Consider the following 26,838-nt stretch of genomic DNA (forward strand, 5'->3'; position numbering starts at 1 on the left):
AACTGGTCGCTGAACTGGTCGCGGTACTCGTCGGGCTCGGGGTGGCCTCGTCCTGGAGGACGCCGGAGCCACCCGAGCCGCTTGTACCGCCCCGCTCCGTGGTGCCCTGGTCCTGCGTGCCGGGCACGGTGCGCCCGGCCTGCCCGGACCCGTCACCCATCTGCCCGGGACCACCCGCAGGGCCGCCCTGCGGCACCTGCATGCCGTCACGGGAGAAGGAGTCGCGATGATCGAAGTCGTGGGTCACCACCGCATTGGCCCCCCATCCGGCGCCGAAGGCGGCGATGACGACCGCCACGGCGGCCGCCGCCCTGACCCAGGAGCGCCGGAGGAATCCGCGCCGGTACCAGCGCGGGCGGGCAGCCACGCCCGACGCGGAGTCCTGGGCCGCCGCGGTCGCAGTGACCGCTGCCGGAGCCGCCGCCGGGGCTGCCGCGGAGGCATCGGCCACGGGCCCACCGCCGGCCGCCGCGGGCTGCGAGGCGGCCGGCTGGGCGCTGGGGGCGGCCTGCTGGTCCGCCGCGGGGAGGGTTAGGGTCACCTCCTCGGCGGATGCCTGGGTGGTCGTGCCACCCTCAACGCCGGCGTCGCCGGCGCCCTGGACGGGGTCGAGGTTCTCAGTCGCGTCAGGGCGCTCTGTCCTGCGCTCGCTCATAGGGGTCCTTTCGACGCTGTACGCCCCGGTCGGCCGGGATGCGCGTCACGGTAGGCACCGGGCCTGAGCAGGCATGATGTCGGCGCTGTGCCTCACCTGTGGACGTCACCTGCCGTCCCCCGGCGGTCCCGGGGCGGCCTCAGCCCCGGGAGGACCTGGCCACGAGCGTGTTGGAGGCCTGAGCACGCGGGCGCACGATCATCGAGTCGATGTTGACGTGGGCGGGCCGCTCGAGCGACCACACGACGCACTCGGCGACGTCCCGGGCCGTCAGAGGCGCCTCGACACCGGCGTAAACGGCGCGGGCGCGCTCGTGGTCCCCGTGGAAGCGGTTGAGGGCGAACTCCTCGGTGGCCACCATGCCCGGGGCGATCTCGATGATCCGCACCGGCTCGCCGACCAGCTCGAGGCGCAGGGTGTTGGCCACGACCCGCTCGGCGTGCTTGGCGGCGACGTAGCCCGCGCCGCCGGGGTAGGTGTCGTGGGCGGCGGTCGAGGTCAGGAAGACGACGTCGCCGCCGCGCGAGCGCAGGCCGGGCAGGAGGGCCCGGGTCACGCGCAGAGCCCCCAGGACGTTGCGCTCGTACATGGCCAGCCACTCCGCGTCGTCGGCATCGGTCACGGGATCGGCCCCCAGCGCGCCGCCGGCGTTGTTGACCACCGCGTCCACCGGCCCGTCGACCAGGACCTGGGCCGCCATGGCCTCGACGTCGGCGGCGACCTGGAGGTCGGCGGCCAGCCACTGGCACCCGGTCTGCTCGGCCAGGGAGCGCAGGCGCTCGGCACGGCGGGCGGTGGCGACCACCTGCCAGCCGTGGTCCCTGAGAAGCCGGACGGTGGCCTGACCGATACCGGTCGAGGCGCCGGTGACCAGTGCCCGCCGGGCCGGTCGCGGGCCGGCCTGCGCTGGGACGGCGGCCCCTGCGGGCGACGGCGAGGACGGCGGCACGGCAGAACCGGTCGGCAGGCAGGAGGCTGAGAGTGCTGGTGAGACCGATGATGAGGATGAGGCCATGGCACCATTTTTGCCCACCACGGGGCGGCGGGGCGCACCCGGTCCACGGATCAGCCGGCCTCGCCCGGAGCGCCGAGGTGGCGCAGGTAGGCGGCCGCCGCGAGCGGATCGACCCCATCGGCGTTGGAGGCCAGGCCGACGACCTGGTTGACCAGGGTGGTCTTGCCCGCGCCGTTGTGGCCCAACAGCCCCACGACACCTCCGGCCCCAACGCGCAGGGAGATGTCGTCGTTGGCGTGCACGGCACGCGAGCCCGTGCCGTAGGTCTTGCTCAGGTTCTCGATCGTCAGGACGTCGGCCGACCAAGCCCGTCCACGCCCCCACCAGGCGCTCATCGACCGCACGGGACCGCCGCCCCCTGGGGATCGATCATCCCGAGAGGGGCGGCGTGGATGGTGCGGCGGTCATGCGCCGCCGGGACCCGACGGCGCGATGCTCAGTTCGAGCCGGCCAGGACGGTGGCCAAGCGGCTCTCCCCCGGTCCCTGGAGGATGTCGAGACCGGCTCGACCGCCGTCGGCCACGAGGTCGCCCCCCGCGTCCTTGAGGCGTCCGGCACCGGCCACGAGCGCTCCGTCCTGCCAGCCACGGCCCTGCTCATCAGCCACCCAGAGGCTCGGGTCGGTGCGCACGGCGTCATCCCCGTCGCAACCATCCAGGTCCTCAGCCGTCATCTCGCCCAGGAGGGCGAAGAGGTTCTTGGGGTCTGCGGGTTCGGCCAGCAGGTCGATCTCCTCGTAGAAGCGCTCCCCACCGGGCGCGCTCAGCGCGGCATCGAGGTAGCTCAAGGCCGAGAAGTCCTCGACGGCGAAGCCCACGGAGTCGAAGATCGTCACCTGCTCGGGGGCCGTGCGGCCCGGCGCGCGCCCGGCGAGCACCTCCCACAGCTCGGTGACGGGGTAGGAGTCGTCCTTGACCTGGATCTCCCCCTCGATGCGGGTCTGCTCGGTGTGCTCGACGAACACCGCCCCCATGTCGAGGATGGCCTCGTCCAGCTCGGTCTTGCCGGGGCAGTCCCCACCGACGCCGTTGATGTGGACACCGGGCCGCACATCCCGCTGGTGCAGGACCACGGCATTGCGCTTGTCGGCCGTGCACGTGGTGATGATGTCCGCACCGGCCACCGCCTGGGTCACCGAGCCCGCGATGCGCACCTCGATGCCGTAGGGCGCCAGGTTGTCCCGCAGCTTGGTGGAGGCATGCGGGTCGACGTCATAGACGGTGACGACCTCGATGGGGCGCACGGCCCTGATGGCCAGGGTCTGGAACTCGGCCTGCGAGCCGGCGCCGATGAGGGCGAGCCGGCTGGCATCGGGACGGGCCAGCGTGCGGGTGGCCAGGCCGGTGGCCGCAGCCGTGCGCAGTGCGGTGAGCAGCGTCATCTCGGCCAGCAGCCGCGGGTAGCCGGTGCTCACGTCGGCCAGGACCCCGAAGGCGGTGACGGTCTGGAAGCCCCGGAAGGGGTTGCTCGGGTGGCCGTTGACGTACTTGAAGGAGTAGGTGTCGCGGTCGGCGGTGGGCATGAGCTCGATGACGCCGACCTCGGAGTGCGAGGCCACCCGGGGACGCAGCTCGAAGGACCTCCATCGTCGGAAGTCCTCCGCCAGTGCATCGATCATGCCGGCCAGGACCGCCTCCGGCCCGTCCTGCATGACCCATCGGACCATGTGGGGGACATCAACGAAGCGCACAGCGACCTCCTTCATCTCACGAGGGTGGAGCCTCATTGCTCCACTACCAAGGTAGGGGCGGGCCATGTCCACGCGCAATCGCCAGGACGCCCTATTTGACTAACTCCGTCTTGCTTATCGATCGCTCATGCTGCACAGTCCGCCTATGTCGTCTTCTGAAGTGCTCGACCCGCTCGACCATTCGCTCATCGCCGCGCTGCGCAAGGACGGACGCGCACCGGTCGCCGAGCTCGCCCGCGAGCTCGGGGTGACGCGCACGACGGTGACCAAGCGCATCGAGCGCCTTCAGGAGCGCGGGGTCATCGTCGGCTTCACCGTGCAGCTGGGCCACGACGCCGCCCACGACGTGCGAGCCATTTGCCACCTGGCCATCGAGGGCCGGACGATGAACGCCGCGATCGCCACCCTGCGCGGCATGCCCGCCGTGACCGGCCTGCACGCCACCAACGGGGAGTGGGACCTTATCGCCGAGCTGACCGTGCCCACCCTGGCCGACGTCGACCACACCCTGGGGCGCATCCGTGAGATCACCGGGGTCCACCGCTCCGAGACGAGCCTGCTCCTGCGCTCGGTCCTCGTCTAGATGATGGCCTCCGGGGCCGGTGACCTGAGTGCGGGGCCCACGACGTCAGTCAGGGGCCGGACTCACGTCACCAACCCCGGGCCTGCCCTCTCGCCGAGATCGGGACACATGTCCCGATCTCGGGGTGTCATATCTACCGATCTCGGGGTGTCATATCTACCGATCTCGAGGAGGGGGTGGGACTGCTCCTCTAGGCTGGTGCCATGACGACATATGGATTCATCGGCGCGGGCAACATGGCGGGCGCGATCGTCGAGGGGATGGTGGCCGCCGGACGTTCGGCCGAAGTGCTCGTGTGGAGCGCCCACGGCTCGGCGGCCGCACTGGCCCGGCGCACCGGGGTGGCGCTGGCCGCCTGCGGGCCGGAGCTGGTCTCTCGCAGTGACGTCGTCATCCTGGCGGTCAAGCCGCATGTCGTGCCCGCCGTGCTCGAGGATCTTGCCCCGGACCTGGCCGCCACCCGCCCCCTGGTGGTCTCGGTGGCGGCCGGCCTGAGCACCGGCCGGCTGGAGTCGCTTCTGCCCGAGGGGACCCGGGTCGTGCGCGCCATGCCGAACATGGCTGCCGGGGTGCGCGAGTCGATGACCGCCCTGGCGGCCGGCGCCGCCGCCTGTGAGCAGGACCTCGAGGTCGTCAACGGGCTCATGGCGGAGGTCGGCCAGACGATCGTGCTGGCCGAGAAGGACTTCTCCGCCTTCATCGCGCTGGCGGGGTCCTCCCCCGCCTTCGTCTTCACCTTCATCGACTCCCTGGCGCGCGCCGGCGTCGAGGCGGGGATCCCCAAGGCTCAGGCCGTCGAGATCGTCACCCAGGCCGTCCTCGGCTCGGCCCGCACCGTCCAGGCCGAGGCGCAGCGCCGGCGGGACACCGGCCAGGGGCGCAGCCCGGCCGACCTCGTCGACGCCGTGTGCTCGCCGGGCGGCACGACTGTCGCCGGGGTCGTGGCCATGGAGCGCGCCGGGTTCTCCCCGGCCCTCATCGAGGGGGCCCGGGCGACGGTCGCCCGCGACCGCGAGCTGTCCTGAGACCCCCGCAGCCCCAGCAGCCGCCCGGCCGTGGCTAGCCGGGAACCCCCAGGCCGTCGCGGCCGACGGGATCGATCCAGGTCGTCTGCTCCTCGGTCAGGGCCAGCACCTTGGCCACGAGGGCGTCGACCCGCTCGTCGCTGCTGGCCAGCGGGTCGGGCAGGTCGACCGGGGTGGTGGGCGGCGAATCGAGGCGCACCGAGTCCCAGGACACGGCGAAGTCGGCGTGCCGATCGAGGCAGGCCTGCACGAAGCGGCCGCGCAGCGCGGCACGAGTGGCCGGCGCCCGGTCGAGGGCGTGGGCGCGCTCCTCGTCGGTGCACACGACGGCGAGAGCGCCCTGGGCGCGCAGCGGGCCGGTCAGGCCCGCACTGGGCTCCAGGTCGTGGAAGGCCATGTCGACCCGCGTGCGCAGCGCCTCGAGCGCCTGCCCCTGGACCTGCGGGTGGCGCAGTCGGTGGGCCTCCATGAGCCGCCGCTTGACCGCCCAGTCGACCTCGGTGTCGATCCCGCCGGCGTCCCGGCGGCGCAGGGCGTCGATGATCCGGGGGGCCAGGTCGATGACCAGGTGGTCGGCGCCCTCCAGGGCCTGGGGCACGCCCTCGCGCCCCAAGCGCCCCAGCAGCCGGGAGACGAACTCCTCCTGGATGTCGACGGCGTCGAGCTCCCTGCCGTCGAGGGTGGTGGCCGGGACGTCGCCCCAAGCACTCGTGCCCAGCAGTGACAGGGTGCGCAGCGGCGCCTCAAGCACGAGGTCGGAGAAGTCCTCGCCGGCCTCGAGGGCGTCGAGCAGGAGGAGGGTCAGGGCGCTGCGCAGGCCGGCGGCCGGCTCGGCCATGAGGGTGTCGGCGCTCGTCACGTGCAGGCGGCGCCATGCGGTGGGGTCGGCGTGGGGCTCATCGCGGGTGTTGACCAGCGCCCGCTTGCCCGTCGTGTCGGCCGAGGCCAGGTGCCCCAGGAAGGGCGCGCGCGGCGACAGCCCCCAGGCCAGGTGCTCGGCCCCCTGGCCGCGGGCGGCGCCCGTGCCCGTCAGGGCGACGCCCGATCCCACGAGGACCGGGCGGGTGGCCAGGAAGGAGGCCAGTACCGGCAGGACGGCGTCGATGTCGAGCGCGCGGGGCACCGAGTAGCTCTCGTGGCAGCCGTAGGTGTGCCCGGCCGAATCGGTGTTGTTGGCCAGGACGTGGATCCGGCCCGGGGTGCCCAGGCGCTCCAGGCTCGCCGAGGCGTCCTGGGCCATCCGGCTGAGCATCGAGCGGCCCGCCTGGTCCTGGGCGATGAGGTCGCGCACCCGGACGCACTCGGCCGTGGCGTACTCGGGGTGGGCCCCGATGTCGAGGTAGAGGCGTCCGCCGTTGGGCAGGAAGAGGTTGTCGTTGCGGTAGCCGCGCGGCCGGTGCCGGAACACGAGGGAGGCGACACGCTCGACCCCGGGCAGCTCCACGCCGTCCTGGCGGTTCGCGCCGGCCACCGGCGCGCACACGACCCCGAACTCGGTCTCCAGCCCGGTGACCCGGGTCACTGGCCGCCCTTCTGGACGAAACCGCGCACGAACTCCTGGGCGTCGACGGCGAGCACGTCGTCGATGACGTCGAGCACCGAGGCGAGGTCCTGCCCCCTGCCCGGCCCGGTGGGCCCGGGGACCGGGGCGTCGTCGTCGGGCGGGGCGTCCTCGCTGCGGGAGCGGGAGGGCTGGGCGAACTCACTCATGGGGTGTCCTTCCTCGAGTCATCTGCTGGGGTCGGCGCCTGCGGGTGCTCGGCCTGCCGGGGCGCCTCGGCCCCCGACTGGCGAGCACGGCGCAGGACGCGCATGGAGGCCACGGGCACGCCGCGCCGCCCGGACACGCGCGCCCAGTCCTCGGGGTGCACCGTGGCGTGCAGGCCCTCATTCTCGGCGATCTCATCGGCCACCGCCGCCCGCAGGTGGGCCTCGCCCAGACCGCGGACCCCCGTGACGACCAGATCCTTGACCGCCGCCTTCTTGGCACGGTCGACGATGTTGGCGAGCATCGCCCCGGAGACGAGGTCGGCGACGTGGAGGACCTCGACCTCGCCGTCGGCGCGGGTCAGCTCGACCAGCTCGCTGGCCGGTCCCCTCGTGTAGAGCATCTCGACCACCGTGTCGATGAGGAAGTCGACCGCGCCCCGGGCCCCGCCGTGGGCGGCGAGAAGGTCCTCACGCAGCGGCAGGTCCGCCGTCAGGTAGGTCGCCAGGATCTCCCTGGCCCCGGCGGCGTCGGGACGGCCGACGTGGATCTTCACGTCGAGGCGGCCCGGTCGCATGATGGCGGGGTCGATCATGTCCTCGCGGTTGGTGGCGCCGATGATGACGACGTTGTCGAGCTCGTCGACGCCGTCGATCTCGGCCAGGAGCTGGGGGACGACGGTGGTCTCGACATCGGAGGAGCGTCCCGAGCCGCGGGTGCGGAACAGCGAGTCCATCTCGTCGAAGAACACGACGACCGGCACGCCGGTGGCCGCCTTCTCCCGGGCGCGGGCGAAGATGACTCGGATGCGCCGCTCGGTCTCCCCGACGTACTTGTCGAGCAGCTGGGGGCCCTTGATGTTGAGGAAGTAGGCGCCCTCGCGCCGGACGGCGGGCACGGCGCCGGCCTCGTCCTGTCCCCGGCCCAGGGAGGCCGCGACGGCCTTGGCGATGAGGGTCTTGCCACAGCCCGGCGGGCCATAGAGCAGCACGCCGCGCGGGGGCGTCAGCCGGTGCTCGCGGAAGAGGTCGGGGTGGAGGAAGGGCAGCTCGACGGCGTCACGGATCAGCTCGATCTGACCGCCCAGGCCGCCGATGTCCTCATAGCCGACGTCGGGGACCTCCTCGAGCACGAGCTCCTCGACCTCGGCGCGCACAACCGGACGCAGGGCGATGCGTGCGGCGAGGTCGGCCACGAGGGCGTCGCCCACCCGGGGGCGGGCGTGAGCCAGTGCCCCGGACAGGGTGAGCACCTGCTCCTCGTCGTGGCGGGCCAGGACGAGCACGGTGGCGTCGTCATAGGTCTCCTTGACCGTGACGACCTCGCCGTGGCGGGGAGCCGGCGCCACCGCGGTGGCCACGAGGTGCTCGTTGAGGACGACGTCGTCGCCGGGGTGCAGGCCCGAGGCCACGATGCCCGGGCCGATGCCCACCCGGTGGCGGCGCCCGCCCAGAGCGACGTCGGCAGTCCGCTCGGTGGCGTCGACGGCGAGCACGATGGCGTGGGCCAGGGGCGGGCGCTGCAGGGCCTCGAGGTCGTCGTGCAGGGCCACGATCTCGGTGCGCGCCGCGCGCAGGGCGTTGGCCAGATGGGTGTTCTTGCGGGTGAGGACCCCGGCGTGCTCAGTCAGCTCACGCAGGCGGGCGGAGACCTCCGCGTCCCCACCGGCGGGCACCTCGCCCACCGCCAGTGCTGACAGGCCCGGGTCCTGCCTGCACTGCGGCCCGAGGCCCGGACCGTCGCCGGCGCCCGGGGCGCCAGGCGTGCTCGTCGTGTTCGTCGTCCTCGCCTCCCCTGTGGTTGGCGCCCACACCATCGGCACCGTTGCCGTCGTGCTCCGGTACGCCTGTGCCAGGAGTCTACGGCGCAGCGCCACCGGGTCTCAACCGAGGGCCCGGACGCCCGCGGCGGCCCGGCCGGGGCGAGTCCGGGGTCCTCCGGGGCCGTGGGACGACGGCGACGCAGCGACAGTCACGGCGGCGCCAGTCACGGCGAGGTCGGGGTGAGCCTCACCACGCCCGGGGCGGGCCGGGACACAGGCCCCGGAGACGGGCGGGGGCCGAGGGCGTGACAGAATCTGCCCATGCTCGAGCAGAACTCCTCGTCCTCCTCCCCCCGTCCCGAGGCCACCGGGCGCCTCCTGCCCTCGACGACCCGCAGCCCGCGCGTGCCGGAGCGGGTCAGTGCCGACGGCCTGGAGGAGCGGTGGGACGAGCGCTGGCGGGCCGAGGACACCTATGCCTTCGACCGCACCGCCGAGCGCCCCGAGGTCTACTCGATCGACACCCCGCCACCCACCGTGTCGGGCTCGCTGCACGTGGGCCACGTCTTCTCCTACACGCACACCGACACCGTCGCCCGCTTCCAGCGCATGCGCGGCAAGGCGGTGTTCTACCCCATGGGCTGGGACGACAACGGCCTTCCCACCGAGCGGCGCGTCCAGAACTACTTCGGCGTGCGCGTCGACCCGACCCTGCCCTACGACCCGGACTTCACCCCGCCCTTCGAGGGCGGCGAGGGCCGGTCGGTCAAGGCCAAGGACCAGGTGCCCATCTCCCGCCGGAACTTCGTCGAGCTGTGCGAGCGCCTCACCGTCGAGGACGAGGCGCAGTTCGAGGCGCTGTGGCGCCGACTGGGCCTGAGCGTGGACTGGACCCAGAACTACCAGACCATCGGCGTGCGGGCCCGCAAGGTCGCCCAGGCCGCCTTCCTGCGCAACCTCGCCCGGGGCGACGCCTACCAGAGTGAGGCCCCCGGCCTGTGGGACGTCACCTTCCAGACGGCCGTCGCCCAGGCCGAGCTGGAGTCCCGGGAGTACCCGGGCTTCTACCACCGCATCGCCTTCCACCTCACCGACACCGCGGCCGCCGCCCGGGCCGCCGCGGCGGGGGCGCCGGTCGAGGCCGAGGCCGACGTGTGCGTCGAGACCACGCGCCCCGAGCTGCTGGCCGCCTGCGTGGCCCTCGTGGCCCACCCCGACGACGAGCGCTACCAGCCCCTGTTCGGCACGACCGTCACCTCCCCCGTCTACGGTGTCGAGGTCCCGGTTCTGGCCCACCCCGCCGCCGAGCGGGACAAGGGCGCGGGTATCGCCATGTGCTGCACCTTCGGCGACACCACCGACATCGACTGGTGGCGGGACCTCGGCCTGCCCCTGCGTGCCATCCTGCGCCGGGACGGGCGCATCGTCTCGGAGGTCCCCGGGTGGATCACGACCGAGGCCGGCATCGAGGCCTTTGCCACCATCGCCGGTAAGACGACCTTCTCGGCACGCCAGGCGGTGGTCGAGGCCCTGCGGCTCTCCGGCGAGATGCGGGGCGAGCCGGTCCCGACCGTACGCCAGACCAATTTCTTCGAGAAGGGCGACAAGCCCCTGGAGATCGTCACCTCGCGCCAGTGGTACCTGCGCAACGGCGGGAAGGCCTGGACGAACCCCGCGACCGGCACCGACCTGCGCGCCGAGCTGATCGCGCGCGGCAGGGAGCTGGAGTTCCACCCCGACTTCATGCGCGTGCGCTACGAGAACTGGGTGACCGGCCTCAACAACGACTGGCTCATCTCGCGCCAGCGCTTCTTCGGGGTGCCCTTCCCCCTGTGGTACCGCGTCGACGCCGAGGGGCAGGTCCTCCACGACGAGGTCATCGTCCCCGACGAGTCCAGCCTGCCCGTCGACCCCTCGACGGACACGCCCCCTGGTTACACCGAGGACCAGCGCGGCCTGCCCGAGGGCTTCGTCGGCGAGCTCGACATCATGGACACCTGGGCGACCTCCTCCTTGTCCCCCCAGCTGGCCTGCGGCTGGCTGGAGGACGAGGACCTCTTCGCCCGGACCTACCCGATGGACCTGCGCCCCCAGGGCCAGGACATCATCCGCACCTGGCTGTTCTCCACGGTCGTGCGCGCCGACCTGGAGTTCGGGGCCCTGCCGTGGGCCAACGCCGGGATCTCCGGGTGGATCCTCGACCCGGACCGCAAGAAGATGAGCAAGTCGAAGGGCAATGTCGTCACCCCCATGGCCCTGCTCGAGCAGTACGGCTCCGATGCCGTGCGCTACTGGGCGGCCTCGGCCCGCCTGGGCCTGGACGCCACCTTCGACGAGGCACAGATGAAGATCGGGCGCCGCCTGGCCATCAAGATCCTCAACGCCTCGAAGTTCGCCCTATCGATGGGACTGCCCTGGGACGCCGACGAGGAGACCCGGGCGGCGGCTCCGGCCCCCGACCTCGACCCCTCGCGGGTGACCGAGCCCATCGACCGGGCCGTCCTGGCGGCCCTGGCCGACGTCGTCGAGGCCGCTACGACCGGTTTCCAGGCCTACGAGCACGCCCGCGCCCTCGAGGCCGCCGAGTCCTTCTTCTGGACCTTCTGCGACGACTACATCGAGCTGGTCAAGGACCGTGCCAACGACGCCGAGGGCACTCACGAGGCGGCGGCGGTGCGCAGCGCCCGCACGACGCTGGCCATCGCGGTGGACACCTTCGTGCGGCTCTTCGCGCCCTTCCTGCCCTTCGTCACCGCGGAGGTGTGGAGCTGGTACCGCACCGGCTCGGTGCACCGCTCGGCCTGGCCGGAGCCCGGCCCACTGCGCGAGGCGGCCGACGGGGCCGACGCCTCCCTCGTGGTCCGCGCGGGCCACGCGCTGGCGGCGCTGCGCAAGGTCAAGTCCGAGGCCAAGGTGAGCCAGAAGACGCCGATCCTGTCGGTGAGCCTGGCCGCCTCCCCCGAGGTGGCCGCCGCCGTCGAGCTCGTGCGCACCGACCTGGCCGAGGCCGCCAAGGTCGCGGGCCCCTTCGACGTGGTCGCCCAGGCCCCGCGCGAGGAGGAGGACGGGGCCGCCCCGGCGAGCGCGACGGCCGTCGAGCTCGGCGAGCCCCCGGCCCGGAACAGGACGAGGTGAGCGGTCGGGGCGTGTGGCGCGGCACGACATGGGGACTTCTTGGGGACTTCTCCAAGGCGCAGTCACCATTCTGTGACTCCTTTGCCCACGCCCCGACCCTCAGGCCTGTCAGAATGACCCGGTGACGTCTCAACCCACCGCACCGATGTCTACCGGCACCCCCTCGGTGGCAGGCAGCCCCGCCGTCGTCGACGGGGCGGCCATCAGCCCTGTCATCCAGGAGCCCGACGAGACGTGGACGATCCCGTGGCTCCTGGCCGACCGGGTGGCCAGGACCCCCGACTCCCCCATCATCGAGCGCAAGTCCCAGCTGGGGCAGTCCTGGAGCAGTGTCAGCGCCCGGGCCTTCGGCGAGGAGGTGGCACGCGTCGCCGCCGGCCTGGTGGGCATGGACCTGGAGCCCGGCGCCTCGGTGAGCATCATGGCGCGCACCTCCTACGAGTGGACGCTGCTGGACATGGCGATCGCCCGGGCGGGCCTCGTGTCAGTGCCGATCTACGAGACCGACTCGGCCGAGCAGGTCGAGTGGATCCTCGAGGACTCCGACGTGCGCCTGGTCATCACCGAGAGCGCCGCCCTGGCTGAGCTCGTGCGCAGCGCCGTGACGGTCAACGCATCGAGGCGGCCCGACCGCACCTGCGTGCGGGTCCTGTCCCTCGACCATGACGCGATCGCCTCGATCAGTGCGGCCGGCCAGGAGGTCTCCCGGGCCGAGCTCGACGCCCGGACCAACGCGCTGACCGGCGAGGACCTCTACACAATCATCTACACCTCGGGCACCACCGGCAGGCCCAAGGGCGTCGAGCTGTCCCACCGGACAGTGGCGGGCCTGGCCTGGAACGGGGTGCGCTGGATCCCCGACCTGCTCAACTCTCCCAGCACCCGGCTCCTCCTGTTCCTGCCGCTGGCCCACTCCTACGCCCGCTTCCTGCAGACCCTGGCCATCGCCGGGCAGGGCACCCTGGGCCACACCCCGGATGTCAAGACCCTGCTGCCCGACCTCCAGGCCTTCGGTCCCTCCTACGTCCTGGCCGTTCCCCGGGTCCTGGAGAAGATCTACAACGCCGCCGACGCCAAGGCCGGCTCGGGGGCCCGGCTCAAGACCTTCAGGTGGGCGGCGAAGGTCGCCATCGAGTACTCCCGCGCCCTCGACACCCCCGAGGGCCCCTCGCGCCGGCTGCGTGCGGCCCGCGCCCTGGCCGACAGGCTCGTCTTCCGCACGATCCGCTCGCTGCTGGGTCCCAACGCGCGCTACGCGATCTCCGGGGGCGGGCCCCTGGGCCAGCGGCTCGGCCACTTCTACCGTGGCCTGGGACTGGTCATCCTCGAGGGCTACGGGCTGACCGAGACGATCGGCCCGACCAGCGTCAACCTCGACATCCGCAACAAGATAGGGACGGTCGGGCCCCCGGTGTGCGGCAACCAGATCCGTGTGGGGGCCGACGGTGAGCTCGAGGTGCGCGGCCTGGGCGTCTTCACGCGCTACCACAACGACCCACAGGGCACGGCCGAGGCATTCACCGACGACGGGTGGTTCCGCACCGGCGACATCGGCGACATCGACGACGAGGGCTGGGTGCGCATCACGGGGCGCAAGAAGGACATCATCGTGACCGCCGGGGGCAAGAACGTCGCCCCCTCGATCCTCGAGGACCGCCTGCGCGGCCACCCGCTGGTCTCCCAGGTCCTCGTCATCGGGGACGGCGAGCCCTTCATCTCGGCGCTCATCACCCTCGACGTCGAGATGCTCCCCCAGTGGCTGAAGAACCACGGCCTGCCCGAGATGGACGTGTCCGAGGCCGCGCTCCACCCCGACGTCCTCGGGGCTCTCGACCGGGCGGTGGCCCGGACCAACCGGGCGGTGTCCCGCGCCGAGTCGATCCGCACCTACCGCGTGCTGCCCACGGACTTCACCGAGGCCAACGGCCTGCTCACGCCCTCACTCAAGATCAAGCGCGCCAAGGTCCTCGAGCGCTACGCCGACACGGTCGCGCAGATCTACGCCTCGACGAGGAAGGGACCCCAGGAGTGACCATCGCGCATTCGCCCGACACGCCCGTGCGGGAGGCATCGACCGCGCTGCTCGTGCCCGTCCACGCCGCCATGACCACGCCGTGGGCCCTGGCCGAGCGGGTGCGGACGAATCCCGACGGAGCTCTCATCGCCCGCAAGTCCTCGGTGGGCGGCAGGTGGCGGGAGGTGTCGGCCCGCGCCTTCCGCGACCGTGTCCGGGAGGTCGCTGCCGGCCTGGTCGCCCACGGGCTGAAGCCCGGGGACACGGTGGGCATCATGTCCCACACCTCCTACGAGTGGACGCTCATGGACTACGCCGCCTGGGAGGCCGGGCTCGTCGTCGTCCCCGTCTACGAGACCTCCTCGGCCGAGCAGGCGCGCTGGATCCTCACCGACTCCCAGGTGCGCTTCGTCCTGGTGGAGAACGAGGCCATGCACACGATGCTCACGGCGCTGGCCACCCAGGAACCCGCCCTGGAGGGCATGGAGGTCATGTGCGTGTCGAAGGACGCGATCACGACCCTCATCGCCGACGGTAAGGGTGTCGACCTCGCCGAGCTCGACGCCCGCACCTCGCGGCTGACGAGCCAGGACCTGGCCACCATCGTCTACACCTCGGGCACCACCGGGCGGCCCAAGGGTGTCGAGCTGACCCACGGCAACCTCGTCCACCTGTGCGTCAACACGGTCGACCACGTCCCCGAGGTCCTTCAGGCCCCCGAGGTCAGGGTGCTGCTCTTCCTGCCCCTGGCCCACGTCCTGGGCCGCTTCATCGAGATCGCCATCGTGTGCTCGCCGGCAGGGGTCCTGGGCCACGCCCCGGACGTCAAGAACCTCGTGACCGACCTGTCGACCTTCCGTCCCACCTTCGTCCTGGCGGTGCCGCGGGTCTTCGAGAAGATCTACAACGCCGCGGACGCCCGGGCCACGGGCAGCCGCCAGAAGATCTTCCGCATGGCCGCCAAGACCGCCATCGCCTACTCCCGCGCCCTGGACACGCCGGCCGGCCCCGGGCGCACGCTGCGCGCTCAGCGCGCCGCGGCCGACCGGCTCGTCTTCTCCAAGCTGCGCGCCGTCCTGGGCGGGCGCGTCACCCACGTCATCTCCGGCGGGGGCCCGCTGGGCGAGCGCCTCGGCCACTTCTACCGGGGCGCGGGCGTCACCGTGCTCGAGGGATACGGGCTGACCGAGACGGCAGCCCCGTGCACCGTCAACCTTCCGTCAGCCACGCGGATCGGCACCGTGGGCCTGCCCATGCCGGGGACCACGGTGCGTCTCGACGACGACGGAGAGATCCTCGTCAAAGGCATCGGGGTCTTCCGCGGCTACCACAACAGCCCCGAGGCGAGCACCGAGGTCCTCTCCGGTGACGGCCCGTGGCTGCGCACCGGCGACATCGGCTCCTTCGAGACCGGGGGCTTCCTGCGCATCACGGGCCGCAAGAAGGAGATCATCGTGACCGCCGGCGGCAAGAACGTCGCCCCCGCCGTGCTCGAGGACCGCCTGCGCGGCCACCCCCTGGTCTCCCAGGTGCTCGTCGTGGGCGACAACCGACCGTGCATCGGGGCGCTGGTCACCCTCGACACCGAGATGCTGCCCCTGTGGCTGTCGAGCCACGGCCTGGAGGAGATGGACCCCGTGGCGGCCACCACCGACCCCCGGGTGCGCGCAGCCCTCGAGCGGGCCGTGGCCCGGGCCAATGAGGCGGTCTCGCGGGCGGAGTCGATCCGCACCTTCACGATCCTGCCCGGTGACTTCACCGTGGAGAACGGGCTGCTCACTCCCTCGCTCAAGGTCCGCCGGGCCGTGGCCTGCCAGCGCTTCGCCGCCGAGATCGACGAGCTCTACACCCGCCTGTGACCGCCCCTGTCCCCCGCCCTCCCCGCGAAATCGGGACATATGGCACCTCGAGATCGGTGGATATGACACCTCGAGATCGCCGCTCACGCCACAGCGCTGGGCCGGTCCTGGTCCGACGGCGGTCGGGCGGGCCCTCCGCCTGGTGGACCCGGGATCGGCCTCGGGTGTGGGCCCGGCGGCGTGGGACCGCCTCACCGGGTCTCAGCCCGCGAGCCCGTCCTTGATGGCCTCGTGGTGGTGGATCACCTCGGCGACGATGAAGCTGAAGAACTTCTCGGCGAAGACCGGGTCCAACCCGGACTCGGTCGCCAGGGCGCGCAGCCGGGCGATCTGACGCTCCTCGCGGGCGGGGTCGGAGGCCGGCAGATCCATCCGGGCCTTGAGCAATCCGACCTGCTGGGTGCAGCGGAAGCGCTCGGCCAGAAGGTGGATGAGGGCGGCGTCGAGATTGTCAATCGTCGCACGGTAGGAGGCCAGCTGCGGCGGGACACCGGGCTGATCGTGCTCCACGTCCCAGGAGGCCGGGGGCACCGGCGTCATGCCGTGCGGGTCCTCTCCCCGTGCTCGCCGCCGACCTTCTTCGACGTCGCGCTCAGCGATCCCGAGCCGGACTCGTACTGGGGGCGGCCAGTGCCCCGGACGGCGTCGGCGTCGACGACGACGCGCCCGACCTCGGGCATGGAGGGCACCTCGAACATGGCCTGTCCCAGGACCTCCTCGACGATGCTGGTCAGCCCGCGGGCACCGGTCTTGCGCTCCAGGGCCAGGGAGGCCACCGCCTCGATCGCCTCCGGGGTGAGCTCGAGCTCGACGCCGTCGAGGCTGAAAAGGTACTGGTACTGGGAGACCAGGGCGTTCTTCGGCTCGGTCATGACGCGGACGAGCTCGGGCACGCCAAGGTCCTGGACAGTGGCGATGACGGGGAGCCGGCCGATGAACTCGGGGATGAGGCCGAACTTGTGGAGGTCCTCGGGTCGGACCGGGGATGTGAAGACGTCCCTGGCCTGGTCCTTGGCCAGGGTGGCGCCGAAACCGACGAGCTGGGCGCCGACCTCCTTGCGCTGGCGCTGGCGCACGATCTCCTCGATGCCGGCGAAGGCGCCGGCGGCGATGAACAGGATGTTCGTCGTGTCGATCTCCAGGAAGTCCTGGTGGGGGTGCTTGCGGCCGCCGCCGGGCGGGACGGAGGCCGTCGTGCCCTCGATGATCTTGAGCAGGGCCTGCTGGACGCCCTCGCCCGAGACGTCCCGCGTGATCGAGGGGTTCTCCGCCTTGCGGCCGATCTTGTCGATCTCGTCGATATAGATGATGCCCTTCTCGGCGCGCTTGACGTCGCCGTCCGCCGCCTGGATGAGCTTGAGGAGGATGTTCTCGACATCCTCGCCGACGTATCCGGCCTCGGTCAGGGCGGTGGCGTCGACGATGGCGAAGGGGACGTCGAGGAGCTTGGCCAGGGTGCGGGCGAGGTGGGTCTTGCCGGTGCCCGTGGGCCCGAGCAGCAGGATGTTGGACTTGCCGAGCTCCAGGCCGTCGCCCTCGGCGACCGAGCGCTCGCGCACCTGCACGCGCTTGTAGTGGTTGTACACGGCCACGCTCATGGCGCGCTTGGCGCCCTCCTGGCCGATGACGTACTGGTTGAGGAAGTCGAAGATCTCCCGCGGCTTGGGCAGCTCGAGGGGCACTCCCGCACCGGAGTCGCCCAGCTCCTCGTCAACGATCTCATTGCACAGCTCGATGCACTCGTCGCAGATGTACACCCCAGGTCCGGCGATCAGCTTCTTGACCTGCTTCTGGCTCTTGCCGCAGAAGGAGCACTTCAGTAGGTCGACGCTCTCTGCGCTTCGTGCCACGGGGGTCCCCCTCTCAGTCGATCGGTCGTGGCCATGCGGACGAGATGGGTGCGGACGCCATCCCCTGGTGGCCGTTTTTCCTAGCCTACGGGTAACAGGGCGTTCTGCGCTGGCGCTGAGTCAGGTTCGCAACACAATTGCCTATGCGGTCGGTAACACCTTGCCCCGGCGGGTCCCGCGGCCGCCGCGAGGAGCCTGCTCCTCGGGCTCCCCGCCCGGGGTCGACGGCGCAGGCCCTCCGCGCCCAGGACGGTACCGGGCGCGGAGGGGGCGGTCAGGACGAGTGGGGCGAGGGCGCCGCCTTGCGCGGGCTGAGCACCTGGTCGACGATGCCGTACTCCAGCGCCTGCGGAGCGGTGAGGATCTTGTCGCGCTCCAGGTCGCGGTGGACCAGGTCCCGGTCGCGACCGGTGTGCAGGGAGATCGTGTCCTCGAGCCAGGCGCGCATGCGGTCGATCTCGTCGGCGACGATCTCGATGTCTGAGGCCTGGCCGTGCATGCCCTCCATGGCGGGCTGGTGGATGAGCACGCGGGCGTTGGGCAGGGCCAGACGCTTGCCCGGGGCGCCCGCGGCCAGCAGGACCGCGGCCGCCGAGGCCGCCTGCCCCAGGCAGACCGTCTGCACCTGCGGCTTGATGTACTGCATCGTGTCGTAGATGGCGGTCAGGGCGGTGAAGGAGCCGCCCGGGCTGTTGATGTACATCGTGATGAGACCGTCGGGGTCCTGGGACTCCAGGACGAGCAGCTGGGCCATGATGTCGTCGGCGCTGGCGTCGTCGACCTGGACTCCCATGAAGACGATGCGGTCCTCGAAGAGCTTGGCGTAGGGGTCCTGGCGCTTGAAGCCGTAGGCGGTCCGCTCCTCGAACTGGGGCAGGATGTAGCGCGAGGTGGGCAGGACGGGAGCGGTGCCCGTGGCGCCGACCTGCCGGGCGACGGCGTCGAAATAGGGCCGGGAGCTCGTCATGTCAGTTCTCTCCATTCTGCTGGCCGATCTCGCGGCTGGAGCTCACGATGTGGTCGACGAAGCCGTAGTCGAGGGCCTCCTGGGCGGAGAACCAGTGGTCGCGGTCCGAGTCCGCGATGATCTCCTCGATGGTGTGCCCAGTGTTCTCCGCGGTGATGGCACTGAGCTCGTGCTTCATCGCGATGATGAGGTCGGCATTGATGCGGATGTCCGTGGCCGAGCCCCCGGCGCCGCCGGAGGGCTGGTGCATGAGCACCCGGGTGTGCGGGGTGATGTACCGCTTGCCCTTGGCGCCGGCGCTCAGGAGGAACTGACCCATGGAGGCGGCCAGACCCGTGGCAACGGTGACGACGTCGGGCTGGACGTACTGCATCGTGTCGTAAATGGCCATGCCCGCAGTGATCGAGCCGCCGGGGCTGTTGATGTACAGGTAGATGTCCCGCTTGGGGTCCTCGGCGGCCAGCAGCAGCATCTGGGCGCAGATGGCGTTGGCGTTGTCGTCGCGCACCTCGGAGCCGAGCCAGATGATGCGCTCCTTGAGGAGGCGGTTGTAGATGGAGTCGGTCAGGCCCAGGCCGGCCCCCGGGCCCTCCGCCACGGGCGCGGCGGGCGAAGTCATGACGCTCACGGCAGTCCTCTCGTTCTCGGTCGTGCCAACGCTAACGCGGCCGGAGCGGCACCGATGCCCGGGCTCCCGCCCTTTTCGCTGTCGGCACAGGGTCGCCCCGATCCCGCACCGACCGCCCTCGCTCCGCCACCGGCGCCCGGTCGGCAGACCGCCGAGGAGCGCTTGTGAAGGATCCCCCGGGAGCGCACCGTCGACTAAGTTAGTCTTACCTAACCATCAATGGGGCGCTCCGAGCCGGGCCGGGCGAGCACTGGACGGGCCCGGAGCGCCGTCAGCCAACGGGAGGACCCCATGACCGAGGACCCGACGACGCGGGGAAGCAGGAGTGCCCCGGAGAGCGAGCGCATGCAGGGGCACTGGCTGCTGGCCATGCTCGGCAAACGCGTCCTGCGCCCCGGGGGCATCGTCCTGACACGTCGCATGCTGGCCGCCGCCCGACCCTCGGCCGCCGACAGGGTGGTCGAGTTCGGCCCGGGCGTGGGCCGGACGGCGCAGATGCTGCTTGAGGTGGGGCCGGCCTCCTACGCGGGAGTCGACCCCAACCCGCAGGGGCGCGCCCAGATGGAGTCTGTCCTGGCGGACAGGCCCCGGGCGCGTTACGTCGTGGCCGACGCCGCTGACACAGGACTGGCCGACGCCGAGGCCGACCTCGTGGTCGGGGAGGCGATGCTGACGATGCAGTCGCCGGAGGGCAAGGCTGCGATCGTCGCCGAGGCGGCCCGGCTCCTGGCTCCCGGCGGACGGTACGCGATCCACGAGCTGGCCTTCCGCTCCGGCAGGGACCCGGCAGAGCTGGAGGTGGCTCGCCGGACGATCTCCCGCACGATCAAGGTCGGGGCCAGGCCGCTGACGCGCGAGCAGTGGGCCGGGCTCCTGGAGGGGGCGGGGCTGGAGGTCGTGTGGACGGCGACGAGCCCCATGCGCCTGCTTGAGCCGAGTCGCCTCGTGCGCGACGAGGGGGTGCTCGGCGCCCTGCGCTTCGCCCGCAATATGCGGCGCACGGCAGGGGCCGCGGGCAGGGTGCGCGCGATGCGCCGGGTCTTTCGCGCCCAGCGCAGGACGCTCACCGCGGTGGCGATCGTCGCCCGCAAGCCGCCGGCAGGCTCCGGCGGGACGGCGGGGACGGACGCGGCGTGATCCGCACCGGGACCGCGGGGCGCTCCGACGACGCCCGGAGCGCTACCCTGGTTGGCGGGGCGCCGCCGCCCGCCCAACGGCGATGTCGGCGGGGCGCGGCCGCGACGACCGCACCGGCCGCCGTCGAGCAACCGTCGAGCAACCGTCGAGCAACACCGACCACCATCCCGACCACACACCCGTTCCGAGGGGGAGCCATGCCCACTACGCCCGTCTCCGAGTCGCTCATCCGCCTGGGCCTGACCGACGCCCTGCCGGTCAGCCAGGACGCCACGACCTCCCGGGTCGTGGTCAACAACGACCTCCTGCGCACGGTCCTGTTCACCTTCGACGCCGGCCAGGCCCTCACCGAGCACGCCTCCCCCAAGGCGGTGGTCGTCACCCTCCTCGACGGCGAGATGGACTTCTCAGTGGGGTCGCGCACCGAGCGCCTGGCGGCGGGCGACGTCGTCTACCTGGCGCCCGGCGAGCGTCACGCCCTGACGGCGGTCACCGCCTGCCGGATGCAGCTGGTCATGGTCGAGGCCGACGCCCTGGACGCCCGGGACTGAGCCGGCCAGTCGGGTCGCGGGGCGGCGCCGGAGGCCCCGGGGTCACTCGACCCCGGGGTCAGTCGACCAGGGGCGTCTGGAGGGCGCGCAGCACGGCGATGTCGTGGAAGTCCTGGGGGCGGGGCTCGTATCCCTCGTGGAGGGCCAGGAGGGTCGGTGCGTCGGCGACGACGACCCGGCGGCCGCCGATGCGCCCCAGCGTGCGGCTCGATGCCCGGTGCTCGAAGACCTGCGTGCCGAATCCTGCCTGGAGGCCATCGCCGCCCGGGGCGACCTCCATGGGGTGGACGTCGACTCCCCGGTCACCGCAGCGCAGCCCTGTCGCACCGCCGGAAGGCTGATTCTACTGAGCAGGGCGCCGGTGGTCGCAGGACCCGGGCAGGCGGTTCCCACGGGACGCCCGCGCCGCCCCGTAGAGCCGCACCTGGTGGCCGCACGAGGCGGTCACCGGGCGGGAACGCCCGATGGGGCGCCTCACCGTCGGACGTGCGGCGCCCCATCGGGCGTGCGCAGGTGGGGTCTAGGCGCTCACCGGCCGGCGCTCACTGTGCGGAGGAGGCGGAGGCCGCAGAGTCGGCGCTGTCGGCCGAGGCGGAAGAGGCAGAGGAAGGCGAGGAGCTGGAGCCGGCGGCGTCGACCTCGACCGGGGAGGCGAGCTCCTCCGCGGCGGCCTCGGCGTCGGCCTCATCGGAGCCGATGAACTCGGTGAGGTCGACCGTCTGGCCCGCGGAGTCCTTGACGGTGACCTGGCGCAGGGCCAGGGCGAGGGACTTGTTGCGGGCGATCTCGGAGACGAAGGTCGGGATCTGCCCGGCGCGCTGGGCGCCCTGCATGAACTGGCCGGGCTCCATGCCGTACTGCTGGGCGGTCTGGATGAGGAAGTCGAAGAGCTCGTCCTGCCCGACGCCGACCTCGAGCGACTCGGCGAGCACGTCGAGCAGGATCTGGTCGCGCACGCCGGTGGCGACCTCCTCGCGGATCTCCTCGGCGTGGGGGTCGTCCTCCTCCTTGCCCTCGGCGCTCAGGTGCTGCTTGATCTCGCGGGCGACGAGCGACTCGGGCACGTCGAAAGCGACCCGTTCGCGCAGGACCTCCAGGAGGGCGTCACGGGCGGCGACGGCCTGGTCGCCGGTCTTGCGCGCGGCGACCTGGGAGCGCAGGTCCTCCCGCAGCTCGTCGATGGTGTCGAACTCCGAGGCATCCTGGGCGAAGGCGTCATCGGCCTCGGGCAGGTCGCGCTGCTTGACGGCGGTGGCCGTGACCGTGACCTCGGCCTCCTCGCCCTCGTGCTCGCCGCCGGCCAGGGTGGTCGTGAAGGTGGCCGACTCCTCGGCCTTGAGCCCGCGCAGGGCGGTGTCCAGGCCCTTGAGCATGTTGCCCTTGCCGATCTCGTAGGAGATGCCGGAGGCAGAGTCGACCTCCTCGCCGTCGATGACGGCGGTCAGGTCGATGGTGACGAAGTCGCCGGTCTTGGCCTTGCGCTTGACCGGCTTGAGGGAGCCGAAGCGGGCGCGCAGGCTGTCGAGCTCGGCCTCGACGTCCTCCTCGGTGACCTCGACGGTGTCGACCGACAGCTCGATGCCAGAGAGCTCGGGCAGCTCGAACTCGGGGCGCACGGTCACCTCGGCGTCGAAGACGAGCTGGCCGCCCTGGGCGCCGGTGACGTTGGGCAGCTCGGTGACCTCGAGCTCGGGCTGGTCGAGCGGGATGCGCCCCGACTCGGTGATGGCCTCGCGGTAGAGCTCGGGGAGCTGGTTGTTGACCGCCTCCTGGATGACGACGCCGCGTCCCACGCGCTGGTCGATGATCCGGTTGGGGACGTGGCCGCGCCGGAAGCCGGGGACCTGGATCTGGGACCCGATCTCCTTGTAGGCGGCCTCGAGGCTGGGCTGGAGCTCCTCGTAGGGGACCTCGACGGTCAGCTTGATACGCGCGGGGTCGAGGTTCTCGACAGTGCTCTTCACGGGGGTCTACTCCGATATTGAGGTGCTGGTGGTGCGCCGGGTGCGTGCGAGCACCCCGGCGGACGCCCCTGGACGGCGTCAATCCGTGCCATCTTAGGGCACCGCGGGGAGGGGTGAGGTAGCCGCGGTGCCATGAATCCGCGCACACCCCGCCTCCCCGCCGCCGAGATCGGGACATATGGCACCTCGAGATCGGTGCATATGGCACCTCGAGATCGCCGCATCCGGCACGCGACGGCGAGGCCGCCGCACACCACCGGCGACGGTGGAGGTCCGCTGGAGCCGGCCACCCCGGTGCGGTCGACGGCGAGACTGCGGTGCGGTGGGTCGCGGCTGAGGACGCCGTCGTCCCGGACGGCGTGAACCGGCACCGTGTCAGCGCACCGGCACGCTGCGTCCGCCGACGACCCGGGCCAGGACAGCGGCGGGAACGACCGCGACCTCGCCCACCTGCGTCACCGTGCGTCGGTGGACCGCCTGGGCCTCGGCATCGTCGACGGCGGTGAAGCGGACGGTGACCCGCGGCCGGCCGGCGACGACGTCGACCTGAAACGCCTCCAGGGTGGTGCTGTGCTCGACGGCCGCACGAGCCGCCAACTCGACATCCTGCGGGCGCCGGTCGGCGAGCAGGGTGGTCACGGTCAAGATCGAGCGGTAGGAGGGCATGCGGTCGAGGGTACGGGCAGCGGCGTGCACGTACCGCCCACCAACCGGTCCTCGACTGGGGTGCAGTGGACTCCCGCCTACGACACGCCCACCTTCCCGCACCACACCAACGATCCCCAGCCCCGACCCGCACACCCTGGTGGGAAAGATTCAACATCCTCCACGAGTGGGTAGCAGTCCCCGCCCGGATCCACCATGACACCGCAGGCCCCGCGCTACCCGATATAGACGCCGTCACCATGTTCATTCCGAGCCTCGGCGTGGTCGCCGGGGTCACGGTGGTCGATGAGGCCGACTCCGAGCTCGACGTGGCGACTGTCATTGCTGAGGCGATCATCGAGCCCGGGCTGGCGGCGCCCTTCCCCATCGAGTCCTTCACCACCGCGGCCGACGATTCCTCGGACACCACCCTGAGGCCGGAGTCGGTCACGGTCAACATCTCCGGAGACGCCACTTTGTCCACCGACACCGCCGAGCTGAGCGCCCAGGCTGACACCGGTCAGGACACCGTCACCCTCGACCTGCCGGAGACGGGCAGTGGTGAGACCCGTCTTCCCCTGCGCCTCACCGACATCTCCGTCAAGGAGGCGTGACGGGCCGCGCCCGCCGATGGTCGGGGTAGCGGGATTTGAACCCACGATCTCCTGCTCCCAAAGCAGGCGCGCTACCAAGCTGCGCTATACCCCGTGCGACGACAACGGCTGCCTCCGGTTTGACCGGGGCAGCCGCATCGTCACCGAGCGGGTGACGGGAATCGAACCCGCGCAATCTGCTTGGAAGGCAGAGGCTCTACCATTGAGCTACACCCGCAACGAGGAGTCCTGACGGACCCGCCCGACAAGACCTCAGTACTCGATGAGACCGGTCTTGTAGGCCTTCGCCAGACGACGAGGCACGGTGATCTCGCGGCCGGCGACGCGGATGGTGACGAGCTCGGTGAGCTCGGCCTTCCACTGCGAACGACGGTGACGCGTGTTGCTGCGGGACATCCTCCGCTTCGGCACTGCCATGAGCCCGCTCCTCTCACAAAGTCCTGGGATCAGCCGATCCATCGAAAACTGGGCCAGGGGACACCTTAACCCCTCCGCCCACGGGCCTTCCAGCCGGATCTCAACGCAGGCGTGTGAGATCAGTCCCGTCAGGTCCGGGGACCTCATCCACCCTACCCCACGAGGACGCGCCCCCGGCCCGTGCACCCGTGCCACGATGTGCCCCGTGACCTCCTCATCGTCCTCACGGTCCCACCCCGCGCCGGGCCCGACGACGTCTCCCGCCCCGTCGAAGGCCGGGTCGCCGGGGACCGGTGGCACCGGGCTGCTCACCGTGGCGCGGGGCGAGCAGCCCGAGATCGACCTCGAGGTCAAGCGCTCCCACTTCCTGGGGCGTGCCGGTCGCGCCGACAGCGAGGAGGAGGCGCGCGCCTTCATCGCCGCGGTCCGCGCCGAGCACCCCGACGCCCGCCACCACTGCCAGGCCTTCCTCATCGCCCTGCCCGGCGCCACCGACCTCGAGCGCTCCAGCGACGACGGCGAGCCCCCGGGCACCGCGGGCCAGCCCATGCTCGAGGTGCTGCGCGGCTCGGGCCTGCGCTGCACGGCGGTGGTCGTCACCCGTTACTTCGGTGGCACGCTCCTGGGGGCGGGTGGCCTCGTGCGCGCCTACTCCGAGGCCACGGCCCGCGCGCTGGAGGCCTGCTCGCGTGTGCGGCTGACCACCCGGTACCTGTGGGAGCTGCGTGTCCCGGTCGCCCAGGCCGGCCGGCTCGAGGCCGAGCTGCGGGCCCGCGGCGAGCCGCGGGAGGCCGGGCCCGCCGGTCCGGCCGGGATCCGTGTCGAGGCAACGACCTGGGGCGGCTCGGAGGCGGTCATCCTCGTGTCCACCGGTCAGGCCGAGGGCGTCGGTCTGAGCGAGCTCATCGGCTCGCTGACCCGGGGCCTGGCCGCACCCGAGGCGGCGGGGACGCGGGTGGTCGAGCTGCCGGTCTGAGCCGACGGCGGCCCTCGACCTCCCGCCCCGGCCGTCCCCTCCCAGCTCCCCCGAGGCGCCCCGGCCGTTCCCCTCGCCGCCCGGCTGTCCTTCCGTAGCGATGACTTGACACATCGGCATGCCAGCGCGTTAAGTTCCTGCCACGACACAGTTCCTGCCCCTGCGGCGGGACCGAGCAGGACGGGAGGACCCCATGATGACCCACGGCATCATGCGCACGATGTCCCCCTCCTGCTGTCGGTGTCGATAGGGCGCCAGGCCTTGACACAGTGCGCGCGTCGCTGCGCGCATGCCCGGCGCTCGGGGCACCCTCGTCAACACTCCTCGCCACCCGCAGCCTGTCCGCACACAGGACCCCGCGTCCGACGCCGGCACATGGCCGCAGCCACCGGCCGAACCGGTTGGCAGTTGCGGACCGACGCCAACCGGCGCGAGTGAGCGCCCACGCCCCACCTCAACCCCGACGGTTGCGACCCGTCCGCGCCCGTAGGGCGCCCCACGAGACTCTCGGGCCCCACTGCGTCCGAGCCCGCACCACCCCACCCAACCGGGACCACCCAGCGAAGGAAGTACCTCCATGGCTTACGCCCCCAGCATCGTCGACCTCGTCGGCGGCACCCCGCTCGTCAAGATCAACCGGGTCATCTCCGGCCCCGCCACCGTCCTGGCCAAGGTCGAGGCCTTCGAGCCCGCCGGCAGCGTCAAGGATCGCATCGCCCTGTCGATCGTGCGTGCGGCCGAGGAGTCCGGCGAGCTCAAGCCCGGCGGCACGATCGTCGAGGCCACCTCGGGCAACACCGGCGTCGGCCTGGCGATGGTCGGCGCCGCCCTGGGATACAAGGTCGTCATCACGATGCCCGAGACGATGTCCAAGGAGCGCCGCGCCATCATGCGCGCCTTCGGCGCCGAGCTCGTCCTGACCACCGAGGGCGGCGTGGCCGGGGCGGTCAAGCGCGCCGAGGAGATCCAGGCCGCCACCCCGAACTCGATCCTGGCCTCGCAGTTCTCCAACCCGGCCAACCCCAAGGTCCACCGGGAGACCACCGCCCAGGAGATCCTCCGAGGCACTGAGGGCCGCCTCGACGTCTTCGTGGCGGGCATCGGCACCGGTGGGACGCTCACCGGCGTGGGCACCGTCCTGCGCCAGGAGCTGCCGGAGGTCAAGATCTTCGGCGTCGAGCCCACCGAGTCCCCGCTCCTGGCCGAGGGCACGGCCGCTCCGCACAAGATCCAGGGAATCGGCCCCAACGTGGTGCCCGACGTCCTGGACCAGGACATCTGGGACGAGCTGCTCCACGTGTCCTCCGACGACGCCCTGACCTACGCCCGCCGTGCGGCGGCCGAGGAGGGCCTGCTCGTGGGCGTGTCCTCCGGTGCCGCCCTGGCGGCGGCCGACCTGCTCTCCCAGCGCCCCGAGTTCGAGGGCTCGACGATCGTCACCGTCCTGCCCGACACCGGCGAGCGCTACCTGAGCACGCCGCTGTACGCCGAGTACCTCAACTGATGCCTCGTCGGGGGGGCCCCCGGGACAGGGGGGGCGCGGCCCCGGGTGTGCCGGGCGCCCCGGCGCGCCGGGACCGGCGGCCCCACCCCCCCCCCCGCGCCCCCGCGGCTCCGGCGGGGCCCGGCGGGGGGGGCGGAGG

At 72.0% G+C, this 26,838-nt stretch carries 24 protein-coding genes, 2 tRNA genes and 1 pseudogene; 10 read left to right on the forward strand and 17 right to left on the reverse strand.

All coding sequences use genetic code 11. The features are described from left to right. From Q4C85_RS05275 to Q4C85_RS05290, 4 genes and pseudogenes are all read right to left on the reverse strand, one after another. Positions 1-655, reverse strand: a pseudogene (locus Q4C85_RS05275) (hypothetical protein); the annotation flags it as partial. 139 nt (positions 656-794) lie between these two features. Then, positions 795-1,670: an SDR family oxidoreductase gene (locus tag Q4C85_RS05280; RefSeq protein ID WP_303140364.1), complete on the reverse strand. Its 876-nt coding sequence runs from the start codon at positions 1,668-1,670 to the stop codon at positions 795-797. A 50-nt stretch (positions 1,671-1,720) separates the two neighbouring features. Continuing rightward, positions 1,721-2,005 (reverse strand): ATP-binding cassette domain-containing protein, encoded by a 285-nt coding sequence (locus Q4C85_RS05285; RefSeq protein WP_303140367.1) that lies wholly within the window; start codon positions 2,003-2,005, stop codon positions 1,721-1,723. 101 nt (positions 2,006-2,106) lie between these two features. Continuing rightward, positions 2,107-3,375: an ornithine cyclodeaminase gene (locus Q4C85_RS05290; RefSeq protein WP_303140368.1), complete on the reverse strand. Its 1,269-nt coding sequence runs from the start codon at positions 3,373-3,375 to the stop codon at positions 2,107-2,109. Between the two features lie 130 nt (positions 3,376-3,505). Between Q4C85_RS05290 and Q4C85_RS05295 the strand changes: the two genes are divergently transcribed. Further along, positions 3,506-3,943, forward strand: coding sequence for an Lrp/AsnC family transcriptional regulator (locus Q4C85_RS05295; RefSeq protein WP_303140371.1), 438 nt, complete (start codon positions 3,506-3,508; stop codon positions 3,941-3,943). A gap of 203 nt (positions 3,944-4,146) precedes the next feature. Then, positions 4,147-4,968, forward strand: coding sequence for a pyrroline-5-carboxylate reductase (gene proC, locus Q4C85_RS05300; RefSeq protein WP_303140374.1), 822 nt, complete (start codon positions 4,147-4,149; stop codon positions 4,966-4,968). Between the two features lie 34 nt (positions 4,969-5,002). On the opposite strand, the gene Q4C85_RS05305 is transcribed toward proC, so the two are convergent. From Q4C85_RS05305 to arc, 3 genes are read right to left on the reverse strand one after another with little or no spacing between them, the layout of a single operon-like run. Further along, positions 5,003-6,490 (reverse strand): proteasome accessory factor PafA2 family protein, encoded by a 1,488-nt coding sequence (locus Q4C85_RS05305; protein WP_303140376.1) that lies wholly within the window; start codon positions 6,488-6,490, stop codon positions 5,003-5,005. Beyond that, the gene (locus tag Q4C85_RS05310; protein WP_303140379.1) at positions 6,487-6,678 is read right to left on the reverse strand and encodes a ubiquitin-like protein Pup; all 192 of its coding nucleotides are present in this window, start codon (positions 6,676-6,678) and stop codon (positions 6,487-6,489) included. The genes Q4C85_RS05305 and Q4C85_RS05310 overlap by 4 nt, the downstream gene beginning before the upstream one ends. Further along, positions 6,675-8,552 carry a proteasome ATPase gene (gene arc / locus Q4C85_RS05315; RefSeq protein ID WP_303140382.1) on the reverse strand — a complete coding sequence of 626 codons (1,878 nt, stop codon included), beginning with the start codon at positions 8,550-8,552 and terminating at the stop codon, positions 6,675-6,677. Before arc ends, Q4C85_RS05310 begins: the two co-directional genes overlap by 4 nt. Positions 8,553-8,759: 207 nt before the next feature. Between arc and valS the strand changes: the two genes are divergently transcribed. From valS to Q4C85_RS05330, 3 genes are all read left to right on the forward strand, one after another. After that, on the forward strand, positions 8,760-11,573 hold the full coding sequence (gene valS, locus Q4C85_RS05320; RefSeq protein ID WP_303140385.1) for a valine--tRNA ligase: 2,814 nt from the start codon (positions 8,760-8,762) through the stop codon (positions 11,571-11,573). A gap of 145 nt (positions 11,574-11,718) precedes the next feature. Beyond that, entirely contained in the window at positions 11,719-13,605 is a 1,887-nt protein-coding gene (locus tag Q4C85_RS05325) for an AMP-dependent synthetase/ligase (protein WP_303140435.1), read from the forward strand. After that, positions 13,602-15,446 carry a long-chain fatty acid--CoA ligase gene (locus tag Q4C85_RS05330; protein ID WP_303140388.1) on the forward strand — a complete coding sequence of 615 codons (1,845 nt, stop codon included), beginning with the start codon at positions 13,602-13,604 and terminating at the stop codon, positions 15,444-15,446. Before Q4C85_RS05325 ends, Q4C85_RS05330 begins: the two co-directional genes overlap by 4 nt. Positions 15,447-15,647: 201 nt before the next feature. On the opposite strand, the gene Q4C85_RS05335 is transcribed toward Q4C85_RS05330, so the two are convergent. The 4 genes from Q4C85_RS05335 to Q4C85_RS05350 all read right to left on the reverse strand — a co-directional run bounded on the left by Q4C85_RS05335 (position 15,648) and on the right by Q4C85_RS05350 (position 18,882). After that, positions 15,648-15,986, reverse strand: a complete 339-nt coding sequence (locus Q4C85_RS05335) for a chorismate mutase (protein ID WP_303140391.1) — start codon at positions 15,984-15,986, stop codon at positions 15,648-15,650. Further along, a complete protein-coding gene (clpX, locus tag Q4C85_RS05340) occupies positions 15,983-17,296 on the reverse strand; it encodes an ATP-dependent Clp protease ATP-binding subunit ClpX (protein WP_303140393.1) in 1,314 nt (437 codons plus the stop codon). The genes Q4C85_RS05335 and clpX overlap by 4 nt, the downstream gene beginning before the upstream one ends. Positions 17,297-17,570: 274 nt before the next feature. Then, positions 17,571-18,263, reverse strand: a complete 693-nt coding sequence (locus tag Q4C85_RS05345) for an ATP-dependent Clp protease proteolytic subunit (protein ID WP_303140396.1) — start codon at positions 18,261-18,263, stop codon at positions 17,571-17,573. A gap of 1 nt (position 18,264) precedes the next feature. Beyond that, positions 18,265-18,882: an ATP-dependent Clp protease proteolytic subunit gene (locus Q4C85_RS05350; RefSeq protein ID WP_303140436.1), complete on the reverse strand. Its 618-nt coding sequence runs from the start codon at positions 18,880-18,882 to the stop codon at positions 18,265-18,267. A gap of 300 nt (positions 18,883-19,182) precedes the next feature. On the opposite strand from Q4C85_RS05350, the gene Q4C85_RS05355 reads away from it, so the two are divergent. Beyond that, complete coding sequence (locus Q4C85_RS05355; protein WP_303140399.1) at positions 19,183-20,028, forward strand: class I SAM-dependent methyltransferase; 846 nt, start codon at positions 19,183-19,185, stop codon at positions 20,026-20,028. A 197-nt stretch (positions 20,029-20,225) separates the two neighbouring features. Next, a complete protein-coding gene (locus tag Q4C85_RS05360) occupies positions 20,226-20,579 on the forward strand; it encodes a cupin domain-containing protein (protein ID WP_303140402.1) in 354 nt (117 codons plus the stop codon). A gap of 58 nt (positions 20,580-20,637) precedes the next feature. Here Q4C85_RS05360 and Q4C85_RS05365 read toward each other — a convergent pair whose 3' ends face one another. The 3 genes from Q4C85_RS05365 to Q4C85_RS05375 form a co-directional block, all read right to left on the reverse strand. After that, entirely contained in the window at positions 20,638-20,859 is a 222-nt protein-coding gene (locus Q4C85_RS05365) for a hypothetical protein (protein ID WP_303140405.1), read from the reverse strand. Positions 20,860-21,121: 262 nt separating this feature from the next. After that, on the reverse strand, positions 21,122-22,543 hold the full coding sequence (gene tig / locus Q4C85_RS05370; RefSeq protein WP_303140408.1) for a trigger factor: 1,422 nt from the start codon (positions 22,541-22,543) through the stop codon (positions 21,122-21,124). Between the two features lie 375 nt (positions 22,544-22,918). Continuing rightward, positions 22,919-23,209: an FMN-dependent dehydrogenase gene (locus Q4C85_RS05375; RefSeq protein WP_303140410.1), complete on the reverse strand. Its 291-nt coding sequence runs from the start codon at positions 23,207-23,209 to the stop codon at positions 22,919-22,921. 239 nt (positions 23,210-23,448) lie between these two features. On the opposite strand from Q4C85_RS05375, the gene Q4C85_RS05380 reads away from it, so the two are divergent. Further along, positions 23,449-23,802, forward strand: coding sequence for a hypothetical protein (locus Q4C85_RS05380; protein ID WP_303140412.1), 354 nt, complete (start codon positions 23,449-23,451; stop codon positions 23,800-23,802). Between the two features lie 17 nt (positions 23,803-23,819). Here the strand turns inward: Q4C85_RS05380 and Q4C85_RS05385 are convergent. From Q4C85_RS05385 to rpmF, 3 genes are all read right to left on the reverse strand, one after another. Then, positions 23,820-23,896, reverse strand: a tRNA-Pro gene (locus Q4C85_RS05385). 52 nt (positions 23,897-23,948) lie between these two features. Then, positions 23,949-24,019 (reverse strand) — tRNA-Gly (locus Q4C85_RS05390). A 35-nt stretch (positions 24,020-24,054) separates the two neighbouring features. After that, a complete protein-coding gene (rpmF, locus tag Q4C85_RS05395; protein WP_303140414.1) occupies positions 24,055-24,219 on the reverse strand; it encodes a 50S ribosomal protein L32 in 165 nt (54 codons plus the stop codon). A 304-nt stretch (positions 24,220-24,523) separates the two neighbouring features. Here rpmF and Q4C85_RS05400 point away from each other — a divergent pair, with 304 nt between their 5' ends. Together Q4C85_RS05400 and cysK are read left to right on the forward strand one after the other, a co-directional pair. Then, positions 24,524-25,195: a YigZ family protein gene (locus tag Q4C85_RS05400; RefSeq protein WP_303140438.1), complete on the forward strand. Its 672-nt coding sequence runs from the start codon at positions 24,524-24,526 to the stop codon at positions 25,193-25,195. A gap of 577 nt (positions 25,196-25,772) precedes the next feature. After that, positions 25,773-26,699, forward strand: a complete 927-nt coding sequence (gene cysK, locus Q4C85_RS05405) for a cysteine synthase A (protein WP_303140416.1) — start codon at positions 25,773-25,775, stop codon at positions 26,697-26,699. The last annotated feature ends 139 nt before the right edge of the window (positions 26,700-26,838 follow it).

This window comes from Actinomyces sp., from assembly GCF_030524025.1.
GTDB lineage: Bacteria > Actinomycetota > Actinomycetes > Actinomycetales > Actinomycetaceae > Actinomyces.